Origin of the sequence: Mycobacterium sp. Marseille-P9652 (assembly GCF_902652685.1) — a bacterium.
In the GTDB taxonomy this organism is placed as follows: domain Bacteria; phylum Actinomycetota; class Actinomycetes; order Mycobacteriales; family Mycobacteriaceae; genus Mycobacterium.
This window is the reverse complement of the sequence record NZ_CACRUY010000003.1, coordinates 16130-38859: the sequence shown is the minus strand read 5'-3', so window position 1 is coordinate 38859 and position 22730 is coordinate 16130. Positions and strand designations below refer to the sequence as shown.

The 22730-nt window shown below is 68.3% G+C and carries 21 protein-coding genes; 10 read left to right on the top strand and 11 right to left on the bottom strand.

Annotated features, from left to right (window positions below; translation table 11 throughout):
- Positions 1 to 41: 41 nt before the first annotated feature.
- A complete protein-coding gene (locus GPY60_RS02875) occupies positions 42 to 998 on the bottom strand; it encodes a sigma-70 family RNA polymerase sigma factor (protein ID WP_156686064.1) in 957 nt (318 codons plus the stop codon).
- Between the two features lie 162 nt (positions 999 to 1160).
- Between GPY60_RS02875 and GPY60_RS02870 the strand changes: the two genes are divergently transcribed.
- Together GPY60_RS02870 and GPY60_RS02865 are read left to right on the top strand one after the other, a co-directional pair.
- Entirely contained in the window at positions 1161 to 1919 is a 759-nt protein-coding gene (locus GPY60_RS02870) for an SDR family oxidoreductase (protein ID WP_156686063.1), read from the top strand.
- Positions 1920 to 1948: 29 nt separating this feature from the next.
- On the top strand, positions 1949 to 2680 hold the full coding sequence (locus GPY60_RS02865; protein ID WP_156686062.1) for a DUF899 domain-containing protein: 732 nt from the start codon (positions 1949 to 1951) through the stop codon (positions 2678 to 2680).
- A 90-nt stretch (positions 2681 to 2770) separates the two neighbouring features.
- On the opposite strand, the gene GPY60_RS02860 is transcribed toward GPY60_RS02865, so the two are convergent.
- Together GPY60_RS02860 and GPY60_RS02855 are read right to left on the bottom strand one after the other, a co-directional pair.
- Positions 2771 to 3004, bottom strand: coding sequence for a hypothetical protein (locus GPY60_RS02860; protein ID WP_197283513.1), 234 nt, complete (start codon positions 3002 to 3004; stop codon positions 2771 to 2773).
- 48 nt (positions 3005 to 3052) lie between these two features.
- Positions 3053 to 3418, bottom strand: coding sequence for a nuclear transport factor 2 family protein (locus GPY60_RS02855; RefSeq protein WP_231639265.1), 366 nt, complete (start codon positions 3416 to 3418; stop codon positions 3053 to 3055).
- A gap of 75 nt (positions 3419 to 3493) precedes the next feature.
- Here GPY60_RS02855 and GPY60_RS26890 point away from each other — a divergent pair, with 75 nt between their 5' ends.
- Together GPY60_RS26890 and GPY60_RS26885 are read left to right on the top strand one after the other, a co-directional pair.
- A complete protein-coding gene (locus tag GPY60_RS26890; protein ID WP_231639263.1) occupies positions 3494 to 4360 on the top strand; it encodes a rhomboid family intramembrane serine protease in 867 nt (288 codons plus the stop codon).
- A complete protein-coding gene (locus GPY60_RS26885) occupies positions 4357 to 4818 on the top strand; it encodes an SRPBCC family protein (RefSeq protein ID WP_231639261.1) in 462 nt (153 codons plus the stop codon). The genes GPY60_RS26890 and GPY60_RS26885 overlap by 4 nt, the downstream gene beginning before the upstream one ends.
- 18 nt (positions 4819 to 4836) lie before the next feature.
- Here GPY60_RS26885 and GPY60_RS02845 read toward each other — a convergent pair whose 3' ends face one another.
- The 8 genes from GPY60_RS02845 to GPY60_RS02810 all read right to left on the bottom strand — a co-directional run bounded on the left by GPY60_RS02845 (position 4837) and on the right by GPY60_RS02810 (position 15464).
- The gene (locus GPY60_RS02845) at positions 4837 to 5997 is read right to left on the bottom strand and encodes an NDMA-dependent alcohol dehydrogenase (RefSeq protein WP_156686060.1); all 1161 of its coding nucleotides are present in this window, start codon (positions 5995 to 5997) and stop codon (positions 4837 to 4839) included.
- 28 nt (positions 5998 to 6025) lie between these two features.
- Positions 6026 to 7447 carry an aldehyde dehydrogenase family protein gene (locus GPY60_RS02840; protein ID WP_156686059.1) on the bottom strand — a complete coding sequence of 474 codons (1422 nt, stop codon included), beginning with the start codon at positions 7445 to 7447 and terminating at the stop codon, positions 6026 to 6028.
- A gap of 13 nt (positions 7448 to 7460) precedes the next feature.
- The gene (locus GPY60_RS02835) at positions 7461 to 9173 is read right to left on the bottom strand and encodes a thiamine pyrophosphate-binding protein (protein ID WP_156686058.1); all 1713 of its coding nucleotides are present in this window, start codon (positions 9171 to 9173) and stop codon (positions 7461 to 7463) included.
- 2 nt (positions 9174 to 9175) lie between these two features.
- Positions 9176 to 10354, bottom strand: a complete 1179-nt coding sequence (locus tag GPY60_RS02830) for a CaiB/BaiF CoA transferase family protein (RefSeq protein ID WP_156686057.1) — start codon at positions 10352 to 10354, stop codon at positions 9176 to 9178.
- Complete coding sequence (locus tag GPY60_RS02825; protein WP_156686285.1) at positions 10347 to 11255, bottom strand: SDR family NAD(P)-dependent oxidoreductase; 909 nt, start codon at positions 11253 to 11255, stop codon at positions 10347 to 10349. Before GPY60_RS02825 ends, GPY60_RS02830 begins: the two co-directional genes overlap by 8 nt.
- A gap of 123 nt (positions 11256 to 11378) precedes the next feature.
- Entirely contained in the window at positions 11379 to 13229 is a 1851-nt protein-coding gene (locus GPY60_RS02820; RefSeq protein ID WP_156686056.1) for a flavin-containing monooxygenase, read from the bottom strand.
- A 13-nt stretch (positions 13230 to 13242) separates the two neighbouring features.
- Positions 13243 to 14619, bottom strand: a complete 1377-nt coding sequence (locus GPY60_RS02815) for an aromatic ring-hydroxylating oxygenase subunit alpha (RefSeq protein WP_156686055.1) — start codon at positions 14617 to 14619, stop codon at positions 13243 to 13245.
- On the bottom strand, positions 14616 to 15464 hold the full coding sequence (locus GPY60_RS02810; RefSeq protein ID WP_156686054.1) for an SDR family NAD(P)-dependent oxidoreductase: 849 nt from the start codon (positions 15462 to 15464) through the stop codon (positions 14616 to 14618). Before GPY60_RS02810 ends, GPY60_RS02815 begins: the two co-directional genes overlap by 4 nt.
- A 195-nt stretch (positions 15465 to 15659) precedes the next feature.
- Between GPY60_RS02810 and GPY60_RS02805 the strand changes: the two genes are divergently transcribed.
- The 6 genes from GPY60_RS02805 to GPY60_RS02780 are packed head-to-tail and all read left to right on the top strand — an operon-like array spanning position 15660 to position 22723.
- Entirely contained in the window at positions 15660 to 17282 is a 1623-nt protein-coding gene (locus GPY60_RS02805) for a Vgb family protein (RefSeq protein ID WP_156686053.1), read from the top strand.
- On the top strand, positions 17282 to 18022 hold the full coding sequence (locus tag GPY60_RS02800; protein ID WP_156686052.1) for a GntR family transcriptional regulator: 741 nt from the start codon (positions 17282 to 17284) through the stop codon (positions 18020 to 18022). The genes GPY60_RS02805 and GPY60_RS02800 overlap by 1 nt, the downstream gene beginning before the upstream one ends.
- Positions 18015 to 19658: an AMP-binding protein gene (locus GPY60_RS02795; RefSeq protein WP_231639259.1), complete on the top strand. Its 1644-nt coding sequence runs from the start codon at positions 18015 to 18017 to the stop codon at positions 19656 to 19658. The genes GPY60_RS02800 and GPY60_RS02795 overlap by 8 nt, the downstream gene beginning before the upstream one ends.
- A complete protein-coding gene (locus tag GPY60_RS02790) occupies positions 19651 to 20433 on the top strand; it encodes an SDR family NAD(P)-dependent oxidoreductase (protein WP_197283512.1) in 783 nt (260 codons plus the stop codon). Before GPY60_RS02795 ends, GPY60_RS02790 begins: the two co-directional genes overlap by 8 nt.
- Positions 20430 to 21557 (top strand): LLM class flavin-dependent oxidoreductase, encoded by a 1128-nt coding sequence (locus tag GPY60_RS02785; RefSeq protein WP_156686051.1) that lies wholly within the window; start codon positions 20430 to 20432, stop codon positions 21555 to 21557. The genes GPY60_RS02790 and GPY60_RS02785 overlap by 4 nt, the downstream gene beginning before the upstream one ends.
- Entirely contained in the window at positions 21554 to 22723 is a 1170-nt protein-coding gene (locus GPY60_RS02780; protein WP_156686050.1) for a sulfotransferase family protein, read from the top strand. The genes GPY60_RS02785 and GPY60_RS02780 overlap by 4 nt, the downstream gene beginning before the upstream one ends.
- Positions 22724 to 22730: the final 7 nt, after the last annotated feature.

Genomic DNA, 22730 nt, shown 5'->3' with positions numbered 1-22730 from the left:
AATCGTCTGGTCTTCGGGGGTAAAGCTGCCCTGTCGAAAGCTTACCGGGCCGGCGGCAGGCCGAAGGCGCTGAACAAGCCGGGCTCGAGGAAGACGGTGACGGTCGCGATCCCGCTGGCGCCCCGGGTCAGAACGTGGATGGAGTGCGCCCGCAGGACGCCGTCCGCGGCGCGCCGGTATTCGGCGACCGCGGGTTGCGAGTTCGCCGCCGTCGGGAACATGGCGACGTCGCCGGGGGCCGCGAAGGCCCGCGCGGCGAGGAAGCGCAGCACCGCGTCGCGGCCGGCGAACCACACGGGCATGGGCGGCATCTCGAGTTTGACGTCGGCCTGCAGCAACTCGGTGAGCGCCGCGACGTCCGCGTTCTCGAATGCCGCGCAGTACCGGTCCAGCAGTTCGCGCCGGGGGGCGTCGTCGGGCTCGGACAGGCCCTCCTCGTCCGGGGAGATCTCGGCGAGCCGGGCCCGCGCCCGCTGCAGCGAGCTGTTGACCGCGGCGGGGGTGGTCTCGAGGAGTTCGGCGACTTCGGCCGCGCTGAACTGCACGACGTCACGCAGGATCAGGACGGCGCGCTGACGGGCCGGAAGTTCCTGCAGGGCGGTCATCACCGCCAGTCGCACGCTGTGCTTCGCGGTGACGGCCTCTTCGGGGCCGGGGAACATCAGCGCATCCGGAATCGGCTCCAGCCACTCGTATGCCGCGCCGTGATCGTCCAGCCTCGCGTCGGGATCGGTCGAGCCGTCGCCCAGCCCGGCCGGCAGCACGCGGCGGGAGCGGTTCTGCACCGCGCGCAGGCAGGCGGTGGTCGCGATCCGGTACAGCCAGGTGCGCAGGGCCGCGCGCTCCTCGAACGCCGGGTACCCGCGCCACCCCCGCAGGTAGGTTTCCTGGACCAGGTCCTCGGCGTCGTGGACCGAGCCGAGCATGCGGTAGCAGTGCGCGATCAACTCCGCACGGAACGGCGCCGCCTGCTCGATGAACTCGTCCTGAGCCGGCACGGCACTCTCCTATCGCTCGATCGCTATTGAAGTACAGAGACACCCGGGCGCCGAAATTCATCGGCCCGGCCGCGATGAATTCGCGCCGCGCGCCGTATCTCAACCAGGGAAGGCCGGCACCACGCCGGCGCCGATCACTCCCGTATCGAAAGCGAGCAGACCATGACTCATGTCAGCGCCGGCGGACTCGCCGGCACCACCGCGATCGTCACCGGCGCGAGCCGAGGATTCGGCCGAGCAATCGCCACCGCCCTGGCGGGGGCGGGCGCTCAGGTCGTTGGCGTCGCGCGCACCGGTTCGCGCCTCGAGGAGCTTCGCGACGAGCTGGGCGCGGGCTTCGTCCCGGTCGTCGCCGACGCCGCCGACCCTGCGACCGCCGTCCGCCTCATCGACGAACACCGGCCCCGCACGCTCGTCCTGTGCGCCGGGGCGGCGCCCACGATGAGGCCGCTGCAGGACCAGACGTGGGAGAGCTTCAGCGAGAACTGGAACGTCGACGTCGCACAGGCCTTTCACTGGATCCGCCATGCGCTGCGGCGCCCGCTCGCTCCGGGCAGCTCGGTGATCGTGCTGTCCAGTGGCGCCGCGATCAACGGGTCACCGCTGAGCGGCGGCTACGCGGGCGCCAAGGCCACCGTCCGGTTCGTCGCCGGATACGCCGCCCTCGAAGCCGAGCGGGCCGGGCTCGGCATCCGGTTCGTGTCCCTGCTGCCGCGGCTCACGCCGGTTACCGAGTTGGGCGCCAGCGCCGTCGCCGCCTACGCCGAGCGGCAGGGCGTCGACGTCGACACGTTCGTCCGCTCTTCGGGTCCCGCGCTGAGCGCCGATCAGACGGCGAGGGCGGTGCTGGAACTCGCCGGCGGCGCGCCGGGCGCCGATGCCTACCTGCTGACCGCGTCGGGCCTCGCGCCGGTCGCATGAACAATCAAACCCGAAGGGAGGCAATGGCAATGGACGCACCGGCGATCGTCTCGGCGCAGGAGTGGGCGGCGGCGCGCGAGCGCCTGCTGGTCAAGGAGAAGGAACTGACCCGGGCCCGCGACGCGCTGGCCGCGCTGCGCCGGCGGATGCCCTGGCTGGAGGTGACCGGGCGCTACGAGTTCGAGGGGCCGGAGGGCACGACGGACCTGCCGGGTCTGTTCGGGGGGCGGCGCCAGCTCATCGTGTACCGCGCGTTTTTCGAGCCCGGGGTGGACGGCTGGCCCGACCACGCCTGCCGGGGCTGTTCGATGATCGCCGACCACATCGGGCACCTGGCCCACCTGAACGCCCGCGACACCACGCTGGTGTTCGCCTCCCGCGCGAAGCAGCCCGACATCGCGCGCCTCAAGGCGCGGATGGGCTGGGAGATGCCGTGGTACACCATGACCGACGGCTTCGATGCCGACTTCGGCGTCGACGAATGGCACGGCACCAACGCGTTCATCCACGACGGTGAGCGCGTCTTTCGCACCTATTTCGTCAACAACCGCGGAGACGAGGCCCTGGGCACCACCTGGAGCTTCCTGGACCTGACGGCCCTTGGGCGGCAGGAGAACTGGGAGGACTCACCGGAGGCGTATCCGCAGACACCGCCCTACGAGTGGTGGGAATGGCACGACGCCTACGGCGAACGGGCACCGGCGCGCTGGTTCGGCGACCCCGAACCCGGGAATTCGGCCGATCCCCGTCCGGCCCGCTGAATTACACGCCAAAGACACCGTCGAATAACACGAATGCGCGGTAGCCGTCGAAACGGCTACACCGCGCAATATTCGGCCGGATCGAAGCGGCTACAGAATTCGGTGGTGTGCCCTGCCGAAGTGGTATCCCGTGGGGAACGATTTCTCGATGACCTGCAACTGGTGATCGACGCGGGATTCGAGTTCGAGCACCACGCAGCCGTCGCCGACGGTCTTGGACTCGAGGACTATGTACCGCTGTCCGCCACCGTTGACGTCGGTGACGGGATCACCAGAGTGCAAATTTTCTACGGGCACCAATTCCGGGGTTCCGTGTGATTCCACCCAAGTCACAGTAGGTCAATCCGGCGGGTGAGGGAATAGATTCCCGGCCTACCGGCCGGGCTCGGCGCCGGGCTGTTTGAAGAAGACGCTGACCCGACGGATGAGCCCGGTGCCGTCCCGTTCGAACGCCAGACATTCGGGCCATTGCGCGGGCACGCCGTCGATCTCGAACGCCTCGGTCAATTCGACGAACGACAGGCGGTCGTCGACGTGCGACACACGTTGCACGTGCAATTGGTGGCCCTCGAGGTTGGTCAGCACCTTGCGCAGGTAGGCGACGTAGTGCGCCTTGCCCTCGACGACGTCGCAGAAGGGGCCCTCCCGCGTGAGCCCCTCGTCGGCGAGCGTCGCGGCGAGGCCGTCCCAGTCGTGGGCGGCCAGGCACTCCAGGTAACGCTCGATGACACCGGTCACTCCCCACACGGTATGCCAACGCGGCCCCGGGGCAAATGGGGATCGGTAGGGCGAAAGGCACGCAACAATGGTCCGATGACCCATCCCAGCGCGCCGCGGTCGCCGGCCGAGGCGCCCACCTGCTACCGCCACCCGGGCCGCCCGACGTACCTGCGGTGCAACCGGTGCGAGCGCTACATCTGCCCGGACTGCATGCGCGACGCCGCCGTGGGGCACCAGTGCGTCGAGTGCGTCTCGGCGGGGGCGCGAACTGTCCGTCAGCCGCGGACCCAGTTCGGGGGCCGGGAGCGATCCGGCGCGCCCGTGGTCACCTACGCGCTGATCGCGATCAACGTGGTGGCGTTCGTCGTGCAGATGGCGTCGGGAACCCTGGAGCGCGACCTCACCCTGTGGCCGCCGGCCGTGGCCGGCGGCCAGTACTACCGCCTGGTGACGGCGGCGTTCCTGCACTACGGGGCGACGCACCTGATTTTCAACATGTGGGCCCTGTACGTCGTGGGGCCGCCGCTCGAAATGTGGCTCGGGCGGCTGCGATTCGGCGCGCTGTACGCGCTCAGCGGCCTCGGCGGTTCCGTGCTCGTCTACCTGCTGTCGCCGCTCAACACGGCGACCGCCGGCGCCTCGGGCGCGATCTTCGGACTTTTCGGCGCCACGTTCGTGGTGGGCAGGAAGCTGACCCTCGACGTGCGCTGGGTGGTCGCGGTGATCGCGATCAACCTGGTTTTCACGTTCGTCGCCCCGGCGATCAGTTCGCAACAGATCAGCTGGCAGGGGCACGTCGGCGGCCTGGTGACGGGTGCGTTGGTCGGTGCCGCCTACGTCTACCCGCCGAAGGACCGGCGCAACCTGGTCCAGCTCACGGCGACCATCGCCGCCCTGGCGGTATTCGGCGCGCTGATCGCTTGGCGCACCGCCCAATTGGTGACGGAGTTCTCCCTGTGAGCTGGTGGGTCGCCGAGGCCGAGTGCACGCTGAGCCGCGACGTGCCCGCCCCGCCGCAAGCGGTCCGGGATTTCTACGTCGACCTCGACAACATCAAGCTGGTCCACCCGCTGATCGTCTCGGTGGAGACGTTGTCGCGCGTCGAGACGGCGGACGGCTATTCGCAGGCCTACCGTGTGGTCGATCGGATCCCGTTGGGGCCGTTGACGTTGAAGGCGACCTATCGCGCGCGGCTGCACGTGCCGGCCGACGGTGACGTGCGCACCGAGGCCGACCAGCCTCCCGGCGTGCGGCTGCGCGGGACGGTGAGTTTCGAGCCGGTCCCGGGCGGCACTCGCGTCACCGAGCGGATCCGCATCACCGCGCCCCGCCCCCTGGCCGGGATCACGACACGGGAGGCGGTCAAGGCGCACATCGCGATGCTCGAGGGGATCAGCCGGCACTTCCAGCCGGGGTGAAGGGCCGGGGCCGACGGCTCAGCTGCCCGTGAAATCGATGATGCCGCGGATGTTGCGGCCCTCGCGCAGGTCGGTGAACGCCTCGTTGATCTCGTCGAGCCGGTAGTGCCGGGTGACCAACTCGTCGAGCTTCAGCGCGCCGGCCTGGTAGAGCGACAACAGCATCGGCACGCTGGTGCGCGGGTTCATCCCGCCGTAGAGCGCTCCCCGAAGCTGTTTGGCCGACAGGGTGAGCTCCTGCAGCACCAACGGAACCGGAGGTTCGGTGAACGGGGTGATTCCGGTGAGCACGCATATCCCGCCCTTGCGGAGCAGCGCCATCGCCAACGGGATCAGGTCCACGTGCACCACTCCGGGACTGAGGACGACGCGGTCGGCCATGACGCCGGCGGTGATCTCCCGGACCAGCGGTATCGCCTCCTCGGCGGAGGCGGCGGCATGCGTGGCACCGAAGAATTTCGCCGAATCCCGCTTGGAATCAACCGGATCCACCGCGACGACGTTCCTCGCGCCGACGGCCCGCGCACCCTGCAAAGCGTTCATCCCGACACCGCCGGTGCCGATGACGACCACCGTGTCGCCGGGTTCGGTGCCCGCCGATATCGTCGCCGACCCCCACCCGGTGCTCACGCCGCACGACACCAGTGACGCGGCGTGGAAGGGGATCGTGTCGTCGATCTTGATGACGGACCTCTCGGAGAGCACCGCGTATTCGGCGAACGTGCCGAGTTGGCCGTAGGCCAAGAGGTTTTCGTCTCCGAGATGCCGGCGGCACGTCCCGTCGGTGGGCATCTCCCGCACGAACAGGCTGGCACCGATGTCGCAGATGTAGCTTTGACCGTTCACGCAGAATCGGCAATTGCCGCAGGCGGGGATGAACGACAGCGCCACGCGGTCCCCCGGCCGCACCGTCGTCACGCCCGGTCCGATCTCGGCGACGATACCGGCGCCCTCGTGACCGCCGAGGAGCGGGAACCAGTCCGGTGCGGGCTGACCGCTCGCGGCCAGCACCTCGGGGGTCGGCACGACATCGCCGGTGAACAGATGGTCGTCGGAGTGACAGACTCCGGCAACGGCCATGCGCACCAGCACTTCACCGCTGCGGGGCGGATCGAGCTCGATCTCGTGGATCTCCCAGTCCCTGCCCACCCCGCGGATGACGGCGGCGCGACACTTCACGACGACCTCCCCGCTGATATCCGTGCCGTTACGGCGCGTAGCCCAAGGTGCTCTTGGTTTCGAGGTACTCGTTGAATCCGAATTCGCTCCACTCCCGCCCGTTGCCGCTGTGCTTGTATCCGCCGAAGGCCGAGTTCATGTCGAAGGCATGGTTGATGGTGACCCAGCCGGCGCGAATCTTGTGGGCCACCTCTCGCGCCTTGTCGAGGTCGGCCCCCGAAACATAGCCCGCCAGACCGTAATCGGTGTCGTTGGCGATCTGCACGGCCTGGTCGAGATCGTCGTAGCCGAGGATGCACAGCACCGGGCCGAAGATCTCCTCGCGCGCGATCGTCATGTCGTTGCTGACGTTGGCGAAGACGGTCGGCTTGACGTAGTAGCCCTTGTCCAGCCCGGCCGGCCGCCCCGGGCCGCCGGCGACGAGGGTCGCGCCCTCGTCGATACCCGTCTGGATCAGGCGTTGCACCTTTTCGAATTGCGACTGGGAGGCCACCGGTCCGATGGCTCTCTTGTCTCCGGGGTCGCCCACCTTCACCTGGTCCACAACACCCCGCGCGATCTCGATGGCCTCCGCCACGCGCGAATTGGGCACGAGCATGCGCGACGGCGCGTTACAACTCTGGCCCGTGTTCGGCATCATGTTGGCCACGCCGGCGCGCACGCTGTCGGCGAAGCCCGCGTCGTCGAGGACGATGTTGGGGCTCTTGCCGCCGAGTTCCTGCGTCACCCGCTTCACCGTCGGGGCGGCATTCCTGGCCACCTCGACACCCGCCCGCGTGGACCCGGTGAACGACACCATGTCGACGTCGGGGTGACTCGCCAGGGCCACGCCGACCCCGGGGCCGTCGCCGTTGACGAGGTTGTACACCCCGGCCGGCACGCCCGCCGCGTCGAGGATCTCGGTGAAGACGTAGGCCGAGAAGGGCGCCACCTCCGACGGTTTCAGGATCATCGTGCACCCGGTCGCCAACGCCGGATACACCTTGACCGCGATCTGGTTGATCGGCCAGTTCCACGGCGTGATCAGGCCGCAGACGCCGATCGGCTCCTTGGCGATCAGCGTTGCCCCGTGCTGTTCTTCGAATGAGAAGTTCTTCAGCACATCGATCGCCGTCACCAGGTGGCCGATCCCCAGCTGCACCTGCGGGCCGGCGGCCAGGGCGGGCGGCGCGCCCATCTCCTCGGTGACCGCCTCGGCGAGATCGCCCGCCCGTTTCTGGTATTCGGCGAGGATGGCCTCCAGCAGGTCGAGCCGCTCTTCACGGCTGCTTTGCGACCAACCGGCGAAGGCACGCCGCGCCGCGTTGACCGCGACGTCCACGTCGGCGGCCGAGCCGAGGGAGATCCGCCCCGAGGCCCGCTCGGTGGCGGGATTCTCGACGTCAAACGTGTTGGGCCGCACCGGGTCCACCCAGCGGCCGTCGATGTAGAACTGCAAGCATTCGCGCATGACTGCTCCTTACTTACTGAGTGCCTTCGGCATACCAGGTCCGGAATCGGTCGTACTTGGGCATTTCCTCGGAATTGGCCTTCGGATCGATGCACACGTGCACCACACCGACCTTGCCACTGGCGTAGGCGCGAGCGATCGCCGGACCGATCTCCTCGTCCTTCTCGACGTACTCACCGTGGCATCCGAAGCCCTCGGCGACCTTGTCCATCCGGACGTCCTTGCTCCAGTGCACACCGGGCTGCGGCGACGGCTGGGAGAACGTGCGCTTGTAAACACCCACTTCCAAGCCCCACTGATGGTCGACGCCCACCACGCACATCAGTGGAAGGTTCAGCCGCGCAGCGGTTTCCAGCTCGGCGATGTGGAAGAGGAAACTCGAATCACTGGTCAGCAGCATCACCGGGCGCTTGCGGCCGTCGGCGACGGATGCTCCGATCGCGTAGGGCAGGCCGGTGCCGAGGTGGCCGAAGTTCTGGTTCCACATGACGTCGCGCGGCTTGGCCTGCGAGTAGGTCCAACCGAAGATCACCGTGGCGCCACCGTCGCGCACCATGATGCCGTCCTCGAGTTCGTTGAATGCCCTGGTGGCCTCGACGACGAAGCGCGCCGGGTGGATCGGCGAGCGCCCGGACGGTGCCGATTCCGCCATCGCGGCAAGCTCTTTCGCATCCTTGTCGATCAGGACCTGCAGCGCGGGAGCGGCTTTGCGCGGAGAATCCTTGAGTGCGGAGACGAGCTGCGGCACCACACCGCGCAGATCGCCGACCAGCGCCACGTCCATCGGACGGTTGACGCCGATGGCGGCCGGGTCCTGCTCCACGTACACCCATTTGCGGTTCGCGTCGTTGCCGGCCCAATGCTGGGTGCGGCCGTAGTGCATGGGCTCACCGAGTTCGGTACCCAGCGCGACGCACAGGTCGGATTCCTCAACCGCCTCGTTGGCCGCCGGGGAGAACAAGTAGGGGAACGTCCGCTCCTGCAGTCCCGGGATGAATGAGGTGCCACCGGATGTCTGGATCACCGGGCAGGCCATCAGCTCGGCCAACTCCTTGACCTGCTGTTGCGTGCGGGAGGTGTGCACGCCATGGCCGACCAGCAGGACAGGGCTCTTGGCCTCGCGGATCAGCTTCGCGGCCGCGGCCACCTCCCGCTCACCCGCGCCCTGGTTCACCAGCCGATACCGCTGCGGCGGCGGCGGATCCGCGACGTCGAGCTCCTCGAGTATCACGTGCGAGGGGTACTCGATGTAGGCCGGGCCGGGTGTGCCCGACATAGCCCGGCGGATTGCCTCGTGGACGATCTCGTCGGTCTGGTCGGCGTACTCGATGGACGCGCTGTACTTGACCGACGCTGCGACAAGAGGCTCCTGGCGGACGAATTGGATGCGTCCGCGCCGAACCCGGCGCTCGGTGACGCGGGCGCGCTGCCCGCCGAGGAATATCACCGGCGAGTTCTCCACGAGCGCGCATTGGACCGCTCCGGCGATGTTGGCCATGCCCGGGCCGAGGGTGCCGATGCACAGCCCGGGCTTGCCGGTCATCCGTGACGCCGCCTCGGCCATGAAGCCCGCGCTCAGTTCGTGGTGCGGCGCGACCACCGACCATCCGCGGGCGTCGGCCTCGGCGAACATGTGCACGAAGTTCGGGTCCGGGATGCCGAACAGCGTGTTCACGCCCTCGGCCTCGAAAAGGTCGAGAATGCGTTTGTACACGGGCACAGCCATTCTCAAAATTCCTTTCCATCGTGAGCCGGCGGCGCCGCGCTCGCCCCGAGCTGTTCGAGTATCTCCGCGGTGTCGGCTCCGAGCTCCGGCGCCGGACCCGCGACGCGACCGGGCGTCCGGGAGAACCAGGTGGGGACGCCCGGGAAGCGCACCGGCCCGTTCGGGGTGTCCACGGTCTCGAACATGCCGACGGCATTGAGGTGTGGATCGTCGAAGAGGTCGCCGGGGGTGTTCAGGGGAGCGGCCGGTATCTCGAGTTCGCGCAACAGCGCCAACCACTCCCGGGTCGAGCGCTGTTTCATCGTCTCGGCCACCAACCCGTAGATCGTGTCGATCTGACGTGCGCGCTGTTCCAGCGTCGCATACGACTCGTCGGCCCAAGCCGGCCGCACCGCCTCCATCGACGCGCTCCAGTGCTTGTCGTTGTAGATCAACACGGCGATGTGCCCATCGCTAGTGCGATACGGACGCCGGTTGGGCGCCACCGTCCGCGGGTACACCGCCGGACCCAGCGGAGGGTCGAACAGGGCGCCGTTGGCGTGCTCGACAAGCATGAACGACGCCATGGTCTCGAACATGGCGACTTCGACTTCCTGACCCTCCCCGGTGCGCTCGCGGTGGAACAGCGCCATCGTGGTGGCGTACAGCGCGGTGAGGCCGGCGACCTTGTCCGCCATGATGGTTCCGACATAGTCGGCCTCGCCGGTCAGCTGCTCCTGCACCGCCGGCAGGCCGCACTCGGCCTGAATCGTGTCGTCGTAGGCGGGCCGGTCGCGATCGGGTCCGCGCCGGCCGTAGCCGTAGCAGTTGGTGTAGACGATCGCCGGGTTGATGGCGGCGACGTCGTCGTAGGCGAAGCCGAGCTTGGCGATCGCCTTGGCGCGCATGGAATGGATGAACACGTCGGCGGTTTCGAGCAGTGCGCGCAGGGCCCGTGCGCCGTCGTCGGTGTGCAGGTCCAGCACGACGCTGCGCTTGCCGCGGTTGACGTTGACGAACACCCCGCTCATGCCCGGCGCCGGGCCAACGGAGATGTATCGGGTGTTGTCGCCCTGCGGCGGTTCGACTTTGATCACGTCGGCGCCCATGTCGGCCATGATCTGCGTGCAGTAGGGGCCCATCACCATTGCGGTGAGGTCGATCACCAGCACGCCGGCCAGCGGGCCCGTCCGATCAGCCATGCAGCGCGCCCCGATCGCCGGACCGGTGCGCCAGCCCGAAGCTGTAGCGGATGTGCTCGCCGTGACCATCCGGCACGGGCGGGAACACCAGCGGCGCATCGATGTTGCGGATGGCGTCCAGACATTCGTCGACATCCTCGATCGTCCACGACGGCCGGCACACGCCTGGGCTCTCGGCGACGACGGCGCGCGCGACGCGGCCCGCCAGCGCGATGAACATCTCCCCGGTCACCGAGCAGGACTCGTGGGCGAGCCAGGCCGCCACGGGCGCAACGAGATCGGCGTCCATCGGGGGATACGCCGAGGTGTCGATCCCGTCGGCCATTCGTGTCACGGCCGCCGGAATGATGACGTTGCTTCGGACCCCCTCGGCGGCGCCCTCGAGGGCGGCGACGTGGGACAGGCCGGTCACGCCGGCCTTGGCGGCCGCGTAGTTGGCTATGTCGCGGTTCCCGTACAGGCCCCCGATCGAGGAGGTCAGCACGATGCGCCCGTACCCGGACTCGCACATGACCGGGAACGCCGGCCGTACGACGTTGAACGCGCCGCGCAAATGCACGTCGAGGACGGCGTCGAAGTCGTCGTAGCTCATCTCTTTCAGCGAGCCGCGGCGGACGATGCCGGCGTTGTGGATCAGGATGTCGAGGCGCCCGTACGAGTCGAGCGCGGTCCGGATGATCGCCTCGCCCCCTGCGGGGGTGCCGACCGACGCGGTGCTCGCGACGGCCCGCCCTCCGGCCGCTGCGATCTCACCGACCACGCGCTCGGCCGGTCCGGCGTCGGGCCCGTCGCCGGCCAGTGTGACGCCGGAGTCGTTGACGACGACCTTCGCGCCGCGTGACGCCAGAAGTTGCGCGTACGCGCGGCCCACGCCGCGGCCGGCTCCGGTCACGACCGCCACGCGGTCGTCGAACCTAAGCACCGGCTTGCCTCGCGCGTCGAGCGCGGAGTTGTTGTGGGGAAATGGGCTTTCTTCCCGCAACAAGTCGACGTTGGCAACGCCGAGCGGGGGCCGTCGTCAGAATCATCCGCCCAGGACCAGACCTTCCAGGTCGCCCTTGTCGCGCCACTGCTTGATCAGGTCACCGAACTCGTAGAAGCCGGGCGCATAGTATTCGCCGATGGCCGAGCGGATGCCCTCCCCGCCACCGCCGCCCTCGTTGTTGTAGTAGCCCGGCGTGCAGGAGACGGCGAACTCCGTTGTGTCCACGGCGACTTCGCGGATCGTCTGGACCCAGTCCTCCTGCGCTTGGCGGCTAGGCTCCACGGTCGTCGCCCCGCGCGCTATCGCCTCGGCGATGATGTAGGCGATGTGTTCGGCCTGCTGCTCGAACATCGCGGTGGTGTTCGCCGACACGCCGCCCTGGATGAAACCGGTGAAGAACTGGTTCGGGAAGCCGGCGCTCGTGATGCCGTGCAGCGACCGATAGCCGTCCCGCCAGTGGTCGAACAGCGACAGGCCGTCGCGGCCCTCGATGACGTCGATGGCGTAGCGCCGGCTGATCTCGGTGGTGATCTCGAAGCCGCTGGCCCAGATGATGCAGTCGACCTCGTACTCGATCCCGTTGGCCACCAATCCCTTTTCGGTCACCCGTTCGACGCCCTTGCAGTCCGACACGTCGACCAGTGTCACGTTCGGCCGGTTGTAGGTAGCCAGGTACTCGTCGTTGCTGCAGGGCCGTTTGCACATGAACCGGTAATAGGGCTTGAGGGCCTCGGCGGTGTCCGGGTCGTCGACGACGGCGTCGACGTGGCGGCGGAGCCGCTCCATGACCTTGTAGTCCTCTTCCTCGTGGATCGCGGCGAGCTGTTCCATCGACAGGGACGCGGGATCGTCCATCGCGGCGAGCCGCGCGGTCATGTTGCGGCCCAGTTCGGTCCAGAAGTCGCAGACCATGTCGGCCTGGTCGAAGACCACCCCTCCGCCCAGGGGCGACCAGCGGTGGAAGTTGCGTTTGCGTTCCTCCTGCCAGCCCGGCCGCAGCGACGCCGCCCAGTTCGGGTCGGTCGGCTCGTTGCCCCGCACGTCCACCGACGAGGGCGTGCGCTGAAAGACGTAGAGATGCCGCGCGTCCCGGCCCAGGTGCGGCACCAGTTGCACGCCGGTCGCGCCGGTGCCCACGAGCGCGACGCGCTTGTCGCGGAGCTTGTGCAGTCCGCCGCTGGCGTCGCCGCCGGTGTATTCGTAATCCCATCGCGCCGAATGGAATTGGTGCCCTGTGAAATCCTTGATGCCCGGAACGCCCGGGAGTTTCGGTCGGTTGAACGAGCCCTGCGTCATGACCACGAAGCGTGCGCGGATGTCGTCGCCGCGGTTGGTGCCGAGCCGCCACCGCTGGATCGCGTCGTCCCAGCGCATCTCGGTGACCTGGGTGGAGAAGATCGCCCCGTCGTAGAGCCCGAAGTGTTTGCCGATGTTGCGGCAGTGCGCGAATATCTCGGCGCCGTCGGCGTACTTCTTCGTCGGCACGTAGTCGAGCTCTTCGAGCAGCGGGATGTAGCAGTATGCGTCGTTGTCGCATTGGATTCCCGGGAAGCGGTTCCAGTACCAGACTCCCCCGAAGTCCCCGCCCATTTCGATGACGCGGATGTCGGCGACCCCGGCCTTCTTGAGGTAGGCGCCGGCCAGCAGACCGGCGATGCCGCCGCCAAGCACCGCCACCTCGACGTCCTCGGCGATCGGATCGCGGACCGACACCGGCGTGTACGGATCCACCTCGTAGAAGTCGGCGTAGTCACCCTTCAGTTCGAGGTATTGCTGGGAGCCCTCCGAGCGCAACCGCTTGTCGCGCTCGTGCAGGTACTTTTCCCGCAGCGCGGCGAGGTCGATGTCGTCGGGTGTGTCGGTCGGCCCGCACTCGTCGAACAATGACATGGCGCGTTTCTCCTCAAAGCTCTTCTGGTTCGCCGGTACCCATGTACTTCGACAGTTGGTAGTGCAGGTTCACGGTGCTGCGCTCGCGGTACGGGTTGGGCATGGTGCCGCGGAAGCCCAAGGACTTCATCCCCTGCTGCACCGCCGCCATGTTCGAGAAGTCCTGGGGCAAAACCGACAGCCACCGCGGATCCCCGGGCGGGGTGTACTCCCATTGCGTCTGCGGCTCTTGACCTTTGGGGTACAGCTCGAAGACCGAGACCTCGAAGATGCACTTGTCCGGGTCGTAGCTGGGATGTGGCCGGGCGCTGTAGCACAGCGCGACCGTCAGACCTTGACCGATCTGGAAGTTCGGGAAGATCTGCCATGCGGTGCCGGCCTGACCCAGAATGTCGGGAGGGATGTCGGGCCAGATGACGCCCCGGGCCTCGTCGTCGCGGCGGGCCGACGCCAACCAGTGCTCGAGCACCTTGTCGGCCGGCGTGCCCTCCGGCAATTCGTCGACCAGTCGCTTGGCGGCGTTCACGAGCGTCTCGGTGGTGGAGGTGTTGGTCTCCTCCATGGTGTAGATCTGCATCTGGGCGGTCGAGACCCGCGGATCCGCGCCCGTGCCGAGGCGGATCTTGGACTTGGTGGCCTCCAGGTCGTCGGGAGCGTCGTAGCCGATGTTGCTGTGCTTGCCCTGCGCCTTGGCCCAGCCCTTGAATTCGCCGAACTGGTTGAATTCCGGATGGGTTGTGTAGACGTGGTAGGTCTCGTTGAACGCCTCCAACGCGACCTTCCAGTTGCAGTCGAAGTGCAGCCATTTGCGCCACTTGTAGCGCATGTTCTCCAGCCCGAAGGGGTCGAGGATCTTCGCGGCGGGGAACAGGTAGTCGGCCAGCGGCTCGCAGTCGGGGTCCATGTTGATCCACAGCCAGCCGCCCCAGGTGTCCACCCTGACGGGACGCAGGTGCGTGTTCTCCGGCGTCAGCGCGCCCTGCCAGTCCTGTTCCTCGCGGATGTGCGTGCAGGCCCCGTCCAAACCGTAAGTCCAGCCGTGGAATCCGCAGACGAACGACTTGCGGGCCCGGCCGCGGGCGTTCTTCGCGCCCTGGGGTGTGTCGATCAGCCGGCGGCCACGGTGCATGCAGACGTTGTGGTGGGCCTGAAACTGGTTGTCCCCGGTGCGCACCACGATGATCGAGTCGTCGAGGATGTCATAGGTCAGGTAACTGCCCACCTCGGGCAGTTCCTCGACGCGGCCAACCTGCTGCCACACCTTCCGCCATAATTTGTCGCGCTCGGCGCGGGCGTAGTCGTCGCTGATGTACGCCTCGACGCCGATCGTCATCGGCTGCGAAAGCTCTTCGACCGCTTCGGAGTTCACATCCTTGGCCAGGTCGGTCATGTCAGCCTCCTGATCGCCGCGCGGAAGGATTCGTCCTTGAGGAACAGCGAGGTGTTGTCGGGGCCCAGATGGCTCCATTTGAGGTCGAGCCCACCGTCGACGAGCAGCGTCTGGCCGGTCATGTAGCTCGAGAGGTCGGAGAGCAGGAAAAGGATGGCGCCGGCCTGCTCCTCGGGCCGGCCGCGGCGGCCCATCGCGATCGCCTGTCGATCGCGCTCCGGATCCTCGTCGACATAGGTGCGCGAGGCCGCGGTCTCGGTGACGCCCGGCGCCACGGCGTTCACCCGGATGCCGGACAAGGCCAGCTCGAGCGCCATCGTCCGGGTCATCGCCGCGATCGCGGCCTTGGCGGTGCCATAGGCGATGTGAAACGGCGCGGTGTTCATGCCGCTGATCGACGAGATCGACACGATCGACCCGGGCTGCTGCCGCGCGACGAGTTCGGCGGCCACCGCCTGGCTCATGAAAAACGCCGTTTCGAGGTTGTCGGTGAAGATCTTGCGCCAGTCGCCGCGCGTCACGCGGGTCGACGGCATCCACGTCGACGGTTCGGCGCCGCCGGCGACGTTCACCAGTCCGTAGAGGTTTCCGTCGGCGCGCCGCGCACGGTCGATGACAGCGGCGATGCCCTCGTCGGTCGACGCGTCGGCGGCGACGGGCACGACCGTCAAGCCCTGGCGCGCCAACGGAACGACGTGCTCGTCGAGGTTTTCCTTCGAGCGGCTCACCGCGATCACGGTGGCGCCCGCCGCGGCGGCCATCGCCGTGACCGTCGTGCCGATCCCGCCGCCGCCGGCACCGGACACCACGACGATGCGGCCGTCGAGCCTGAGGAAATCGTGCATGACCTGCTTCCCGAGCGCCCAAACATTTGTCCGGACCACAAGTCGGATTCTGCCTTTTGGAGAACACTATTCCCACCGAGAACCCAGGCTGTCAAGGTCGGGAAAGGGCGCGTTTGCGGCTATTGTCTGGACTAGTGCCGCTTGGTAGCGTCCGTGGCAGACGGGCGCTCACGGGTGGAAGGATTTCGACCGGACATGTCGACTTCACGGGCCACCGCGGCGCAACCATCGCGGTATGCGGTCGCCCACCCGATCGACATCGCCGAGGACTGGGAACTCGCCAGGGTCACGCCTGGAAGCAGGTTGTTCGGCGCCAACGGCCTGCGCACCGGTCCGGATGGGCGCGTCTACATCGCACAGGTCACCGGCAGCCAGATCAGCGCGCTGGACCCTCGCACCGGGGAACTGGGAGTGGTGAGCGCCAAGGGCGGCGAGATCGTGGCTCCCGACGACGTCGCGTTCGACGCGGCCGGCAACCTGTACGCGACGGAGGTGATGGACGGACGGGTCAGCCTGCTCGACACGACCGGGCGCACCACGGTGCTGCGCGACGACCTCCCGTCCGCCAACGGCATCACCGTGTACCGGGGCCGGCTGTTCATCGGCGAATGCCGCGAGGGCGGGCGCATCGTGGAGCTCGACATGACCGGCGGGCCGCCACGGGTGCTGTTGGACAACGTGCCGTCGCCGAACGCGATGGAGGTCGGACCCGACGGCCTGCTGTATTTCCCGGTGATGGGCGCCAACGAGATCTGGCGCGTCGACCCGGACGGCGGCCAACCGCAGTGCGTCGCCGGCGATCTCGGCGTGCCGGACTCGGTCAAGTTCGACGCTCAGGGCCACATCGTTTCGACCCAGGTCGCCAGCGGACAGGTGCTGCGCATCGATCCCCGCAGCGGCGATCGGCGGGTGCTGGCCCAGCTGAGACCCGGGCTGGACAACTGCACCTTCGTCGGCGACCGACTGCTCGTCTCCAATTTCACCGGGGAGATCACCGAGATATCACCGGACGGCGCGACGCGCACGGTGCTGCCCGGCGGGCTCAACTGGCCGCTGGATCTCACGGTGGGCGACGACGGGCGGCTCTACATCGCCGACGGCACGTACTTCTACGTGGCGTTGCCGGACGGATCGTTGCAGACCGTGGGGATGCTGTTCAGCCCCGGCTATCCCGGATTCCTCCGCGGCGTGGCGTCGAGCGGTCCCGGCGAGTTCGTCGTCACGACCTCGGGTGGTCAGGTCGGCCGCTACCGGCCGGCGGCGCACGAAACCGACGTGCTGGCAGACGGTTTCGACCAGCTTTACGGGGTCGCGGTCGGCGCCGGCGGTGTTCTCGTCGCCGAGTTGGGCACCGGACGCGTGCTGTCGCTGCGGTCCGGCCACACCGAGGCGCTGGCCACCGACTTGCGCGACCCGGTCGGCGTTGCGATCGGCCCGGACGGGACATGCCTGGTGGCGGAGGCGGGTGCCGGCCGGGTGGTCGCGGCGAACGGATCCAGGGTCGACACCGTCGTTGCCGACCTGCAACGCCCGCAAGGGATTTGCGTGCACGACGGTGTGCTCTACATCGTCGACGCCGGCACCGGGGAGGTGGTCGGGTTCGATCCGGACACCAAGGCCCGACGGACCATCGCGTCCGGGCTGCCCGTCGGCCCGCCGCCGGGCGTGGTGCCCAAGCCGCTCAAGGGCATGCCGCCGTTCTCCGGTCCGCAGGGCCCATTCGCCGGGATCGCCGCCGCGGCCGACGGCACGCTCTACCTCTCGGCCGACGGCGACGGCAGCATCCTGGCCCTGCGCCGATCGCGGGAAAACCGCTGATGTCCCAGGCCATTTCGAGCGAACACCGCTACCTGCAGATCGCGCGCACGCTGCGCAAGGAGATCGTCGACGGCGTGTACCCGGTGGGTTCGCAGCTACCGACCGAACACCAACTGTGTGAGCGATTCGCGGTGAGCCGCTACACGGTCCGCGAAGCGCTGCGCCGGCTGAGCGAGGACAACCTCGTCGCCTCGCGACCTCGGGCGGGCACCCGTGTGGTTCCCCGTCCGGCGTCCAGTTCCTATGCGCAGGAGACGATGTCGATCGACGACCTGCTCGCGTTCGCGGCCGGTGCGCAGCTGACCATCGAGTCCAACGAGATGGTGGTGATCGACGACGAACTCGCCGCCCGCACGGGTCTGGCGCCCGGCACACAGTGGCTCTCGGTGCGCGGCTACCGGCAGGCCGACGGCGCGCAGGCGCCGTTGTGCCGGACAGAGTACTACATCAACCGCGATTTCGCCGCGGTCGGCAGGCTGCTGCAGCGCCACACCGGCCCGATCTTCCCGTTGATCGAGGACCTGTTCGGTGTGAGCATCGCCGAGCTGCGCCAGGAGATCGCCGCAGTGCTGCTGCCTCCCGAGCTGGCCGACGGCCTCGGAGTGACGGCGGGCACCGCCGCGCTACAGATGCGACGCACCTACGAGACCTCCGATGGCGAGGTCGCCCAGGTGACGATCAACACCCATCTGTCGTCGAGCTTTCGCTACGCGATGACCATGCGCCGCGTGAATGAGTAGGCCGGGCGTCGCGATGGACGAGGTACGCGCGGCGGAGGCGTACCGGGCCGGATGGTGGGTGCACACCACGCTGGCCGATTCACTGCGGGCCGCCGCGGAGACCTCACCCCAGCGAACGGTGTTGGTGGACGGCGACACTCGGCTGGACTGCGCCACGCTCCACGCGCAGGCCGCCGGGTTGGCCGCCGCCCTGACGGCACGCCTCCCGCCCGGCAGCACGGTGTCGTTCATGCTGCCGAACTGGCACGAGGCCGCGGTGATCTACCTGGCGGCGACGCTTGCCGGGATGGTGGTGAACCCGATCCTGCCGTCGCTGCGCGACCACGACCTGCGCTTCATCCTCGAAGACGTCGAGGCCGCCATGGTCTTCGTCCCGCACCGGTTCGGCGGCCATGACTACGTGGCGATGCTCGACCGCGTGACCGCCGCGATGCGCCGTGCCCCCGAGGTCGTGGTGCTGCGCGGTGAACCCGGTGCACACACTCCGTACCCCCGGCTGCTGAGCGAGCGGCGGGACGCGCGCGAGTTGCCGGCCCTGGACCCGGACGCGGTCCGAATGGTCCTGTACACGTCGGGCACCGCCGGGCGCCCGAAAGGCGTTCTGCACAGTCACAACTCGATCCACGCCCTGATCTGTCAGATCCGCGACCAGTGGAACGTCGAGGCGGGTGACGCGTTCCTGGTTCCCTCGCCCATCGCTCACATCGGCGGTTCAATCTACGCGTTCGAGTGCCCGCTGATCCTCGGCACCACCGCGGTGCTGATGGACCGCTGGGACGCGTCGACGGCGGTGACGTTGATGGATGGCGAACGCTGCACCCACATGGCGGGGGCGACACCGTTTCTGCAGCAGCTGCTCTCCGCCGCGGAACGCGCCGGCACACGTCTGCCGGATCTGAAGGTCTTCATCTGCGGCGGCGCGTCCGTGGCGCCCTCGCTGATCCGGCGCGCCGCCGGGTATTTCGATCGGGCGGTCGTGACCCGGGTGTACGGCTGCACCGAAGTGCCGGTCGCGACCGTCGGCGCACCCCGTCGCGACGAAGCCGATCGGGCCGCGGACACCGACGGACGGGCCGGCATCGCCGAGATCAAGCTTGTCCCACACGACGCCGCCCCGGTGGGCGACGGTGAGATCTGTGTGCGCGGACCGCAGATGCTGCTGGGCTACCGTCACCCCGAGGACGACGTCGAATCATTCGACGCCGCAGGCTTTTTCCGCACCGGGGACCTCGGCCGCTGGGTCGACGACCAGTACCTCCTCGTGACGGGGCGGGCCAAGGACGTCATCATCCGCAACGGCGAGAACATCTCGGCGAAGGAGGTCGAGGACCTGCTCGCCGACCACCCCGGCATCGCCGAGATCGCGGTGGTCGGACTGCCCGACGACCGGACCGGGGAACGGGCGTGCGCGGTGATCGTCCCGGCGCAGGAGTCGGGGCCCGACGTCGCGAGCCTGCTCGCCGCGCTGAAGAGCAAGGGTGTCGCCACGTTCAAAGCGCCCGAGCAGGTGGTCATCTGGGACGCGCTCCCCAAGAACGACGCGGGCAAGGTCCTCAAACATCGGATCAGAGCGGTGCTGACGTCCGTGGCACCCGAAGGCGCGGCGGGTCGCCGCCGGGAGACACGGGATGGCTGACATGCAGGTCGCGATCGTCACGGGCGCAAGCAGCGGCATCGGTCTGGGCTGCGCGACGAAACTCGCCGAGATGGGGATGGCCGTCCTCGGCACGGGTCGTGACGAGGATCGGTTGACCGCGCTCGAACGGTCTATCGGCGACCCGGCGCGGGTCGCCACCCTGGCCGTCGACCTGACCCAGGACGACGCTCCGCGACGGATTGTCGACCTCGCCGTCGACCGGTGGGGGCACGTCGACTTCCTGATCAACAACGCCGGGGTGGGCAATCCCAAGCCGCTGCACGAGACGGACGACGAAACCTTGGACTATTTCCTGGGTTTGATGCTGCGGGCGCCGTTTCGGCTCGCGCGCGAGGTGCTTCCCCACCTGCGGCCTCCGGCGGCGATCATCAACATCACGTCGACGTTCGCCGTCGTCGGCGGGCTTCGCGGCGGGGCGTATTCGGCGGCCAAGGGTGGGCTGACCGCGCTGACCACCCACATCGCCTGCCAGTACGGCGCCTCGGGCATCCGCTGCAACGCCGTCGCGCCCGGTGTGACCGTGACGCCGATGGTCGAGAATCGCCTGGAAGACGACCGGTTCCGCAAGATCAACACCGAGCTGACGCCCCACCAGCGGCTGGGGATGGTCGACGACATCGCCAGCACCGTCGCGTTCCTGTGTTCGCCCGGCGGGAGTTTCATCAACGGGCAGACGATCGTCGTCGACGGCGGGTGGAGCTCGACCCGGTACCTGTCCGACTTCGCGCTGAACTCGGAGTGGATCGAGCGGTGAACGTGTGGCCCGCCGCGTTCGTACGCACGACGCTTCCATTGAACCTGTCGGGCCTGGCCGAGTTGGATACCGGCCGCTACCACTCGATCTGGCTGCCCGACCACATGGTGAGCTTCTGGCCCGATGCGCTGTGGACGCCGGAGTTCACCGACCTCGCGACGTCCTCGCCGTCGCCGCACCGCCACCTCGACGGCATGGCGGTCGCCGCGGCCGCGGCCGTGCTGACCGACAACGTGCCGTTGGCCACGAGTGTGGTGGACACGGTCCGCCGCCACCCGGCCATGCTGGCCCAGAGCGCGCTGACCATCGACCACCTTTCCCGCGGGCGGTTCATCCTCGGCCTGGGCAGCGGCGAGGCCGAGAACATCCTGCCCTACGGTTTCGACTTCGCCCGACCCGTCAGCCGTTTCGAGGAAGCCCTGAACGTCATTCGACTCCTCTGGGACAGCGACGGGCCGGTGGACTTCGAGGGCCGGTTCTACCGGCTGCGTCATGCCCGGCTGGACACCGAGCCGTACCAGGGGCGCTTCCCGCCCATCTGGATCGGCGCCAGCGGGCCACGGATGCTCGACATCGTCGGGCGTTACGCCGACGGTTGGTGGCCGGCCGGAGCATGGACCCCCGACCACTACGCCGAGATGCTCGGCGCGATAAGGCAATCGGCCGAACGGGCCGGCCGCGACCCGATGGCGATCACACCGTGCTACGTGCAGGTCTGCCTGATCGGCGAAGACGACGACGCGATCGAGAAGATCGTGCGCGCCCCGCTGGTGGCGGCGTTCTTGCTGCAGGTGCCGGCGAAACAGCTGCGCCGCTTCGGCTTTGCTCACCCGATGGGAGATGACTGGGGCGGGTTTCACGACATCGACCCGACGACGCTGACGCGCGAACGGATCGTCGACTTCCTTCGCCGCGTCGACCCGGACGCGATCCGGGCGGTCGTGCCGCACGGCACACCACACGAGGTTGCCCGAATCATCAAGTCGTATGTGGATGCGGGGCTTCGCGTTCCCAAGATCCTGGACTACGGTGCGATGGCCGGACTCGAGTTCAGCGCCGCCTCGCAGGTCAACGTGCGCAAGACGGAGGACGAGTTGTTGAGTCTGTGTGGAGCTCAGCCGTGACGGCAGCACTCGACGCGAACGCGATGCTCGCCCGCGCCCGCACCGAGACGGGACTCGACGACTACGGCGATCCGACGCTGCCGGAGCGGTTCCGCTTGGCGGTCGACCACCTCAACGCCATCGGCATGGACCCGAACGGCGTCGCACAGGCGGAGGACGTCTGTCACTGGCTGCTGACGTCGCGGCTGGAGTTCATCGAGGACCGCAACCGCTATCCGATCGCCGCCGAGGTGATCGATCGGCCGATGTTCGTGACGGGCGAGCCGCGCTCGGGCACCACGCTGATGCACGCCCTGATGGCGGTGGATCCACACGCCCGCGCGCTGCGCTTCTGGGAGGTGATGTACCCGTCACCGCCGCCCGGCGTCACCGGCCCGGACGACCCGCGCCGGTCCCGGGCGGACGCCGACTGGCGTGAGATCAACGCGAAGATGCCCAAATGGCTGCTCAGCCACCCCTACAACGACATGCTCGGCGACGGTCTTCCGGAAGACGAGCGCACCTGGGCCTTCGACTTCCGGGTGATGACCCCGACGGCGTGGTGGCGGGTCCCGATGCAGACACTGGTCGCCGGCCTGCCGACGGACGCGGCGGCGCAGTACCGGCTGCACAAGGCGATGCTGCAACAGTTCCAGTACAACCGCCCGCGAAAATACTGGGTGCTGAAGGGCTTTCACGGGTTTCGCCTGCAGGAGCTGTTCGGTGCCTATCCCGACGCGACCCTGGTGTGGCTGCACCGCGACCCCGTCCAGGTCGCGGCGTCCCGCACCATGATGATGGCCGACATCCTCGACGGCATCGTCGGTGGGATCGACCTCGCCGTGGAGGCGAAGAAGCATCTCGAGATGACTCGGGCCAGCATCGCCAACACCATGACCCACCCGATGGTGGACGACCCCCGGATCCTGCACGTCCCCTATTCCGACTTCATCGCCGATCCGGTCGCGACCGTGGGCCGCTACTACGCCTTCTGCGGCCGCACCCTCACCGCGGAGGCCGAGGCGGCCATGCGCGACTACCTGGCCCACAACCGCGGCGACCGCTACGGCAAGTTCCGGTACTCCACGCGCGTGTTGACCGACATCGGGGAGAATCTCGAAGACCTGCACGCCGAATTCACGCCCTTCCGTGAGCGGTTCGGCGTCGGCATCGAAGAGCGCGATTGACACACCG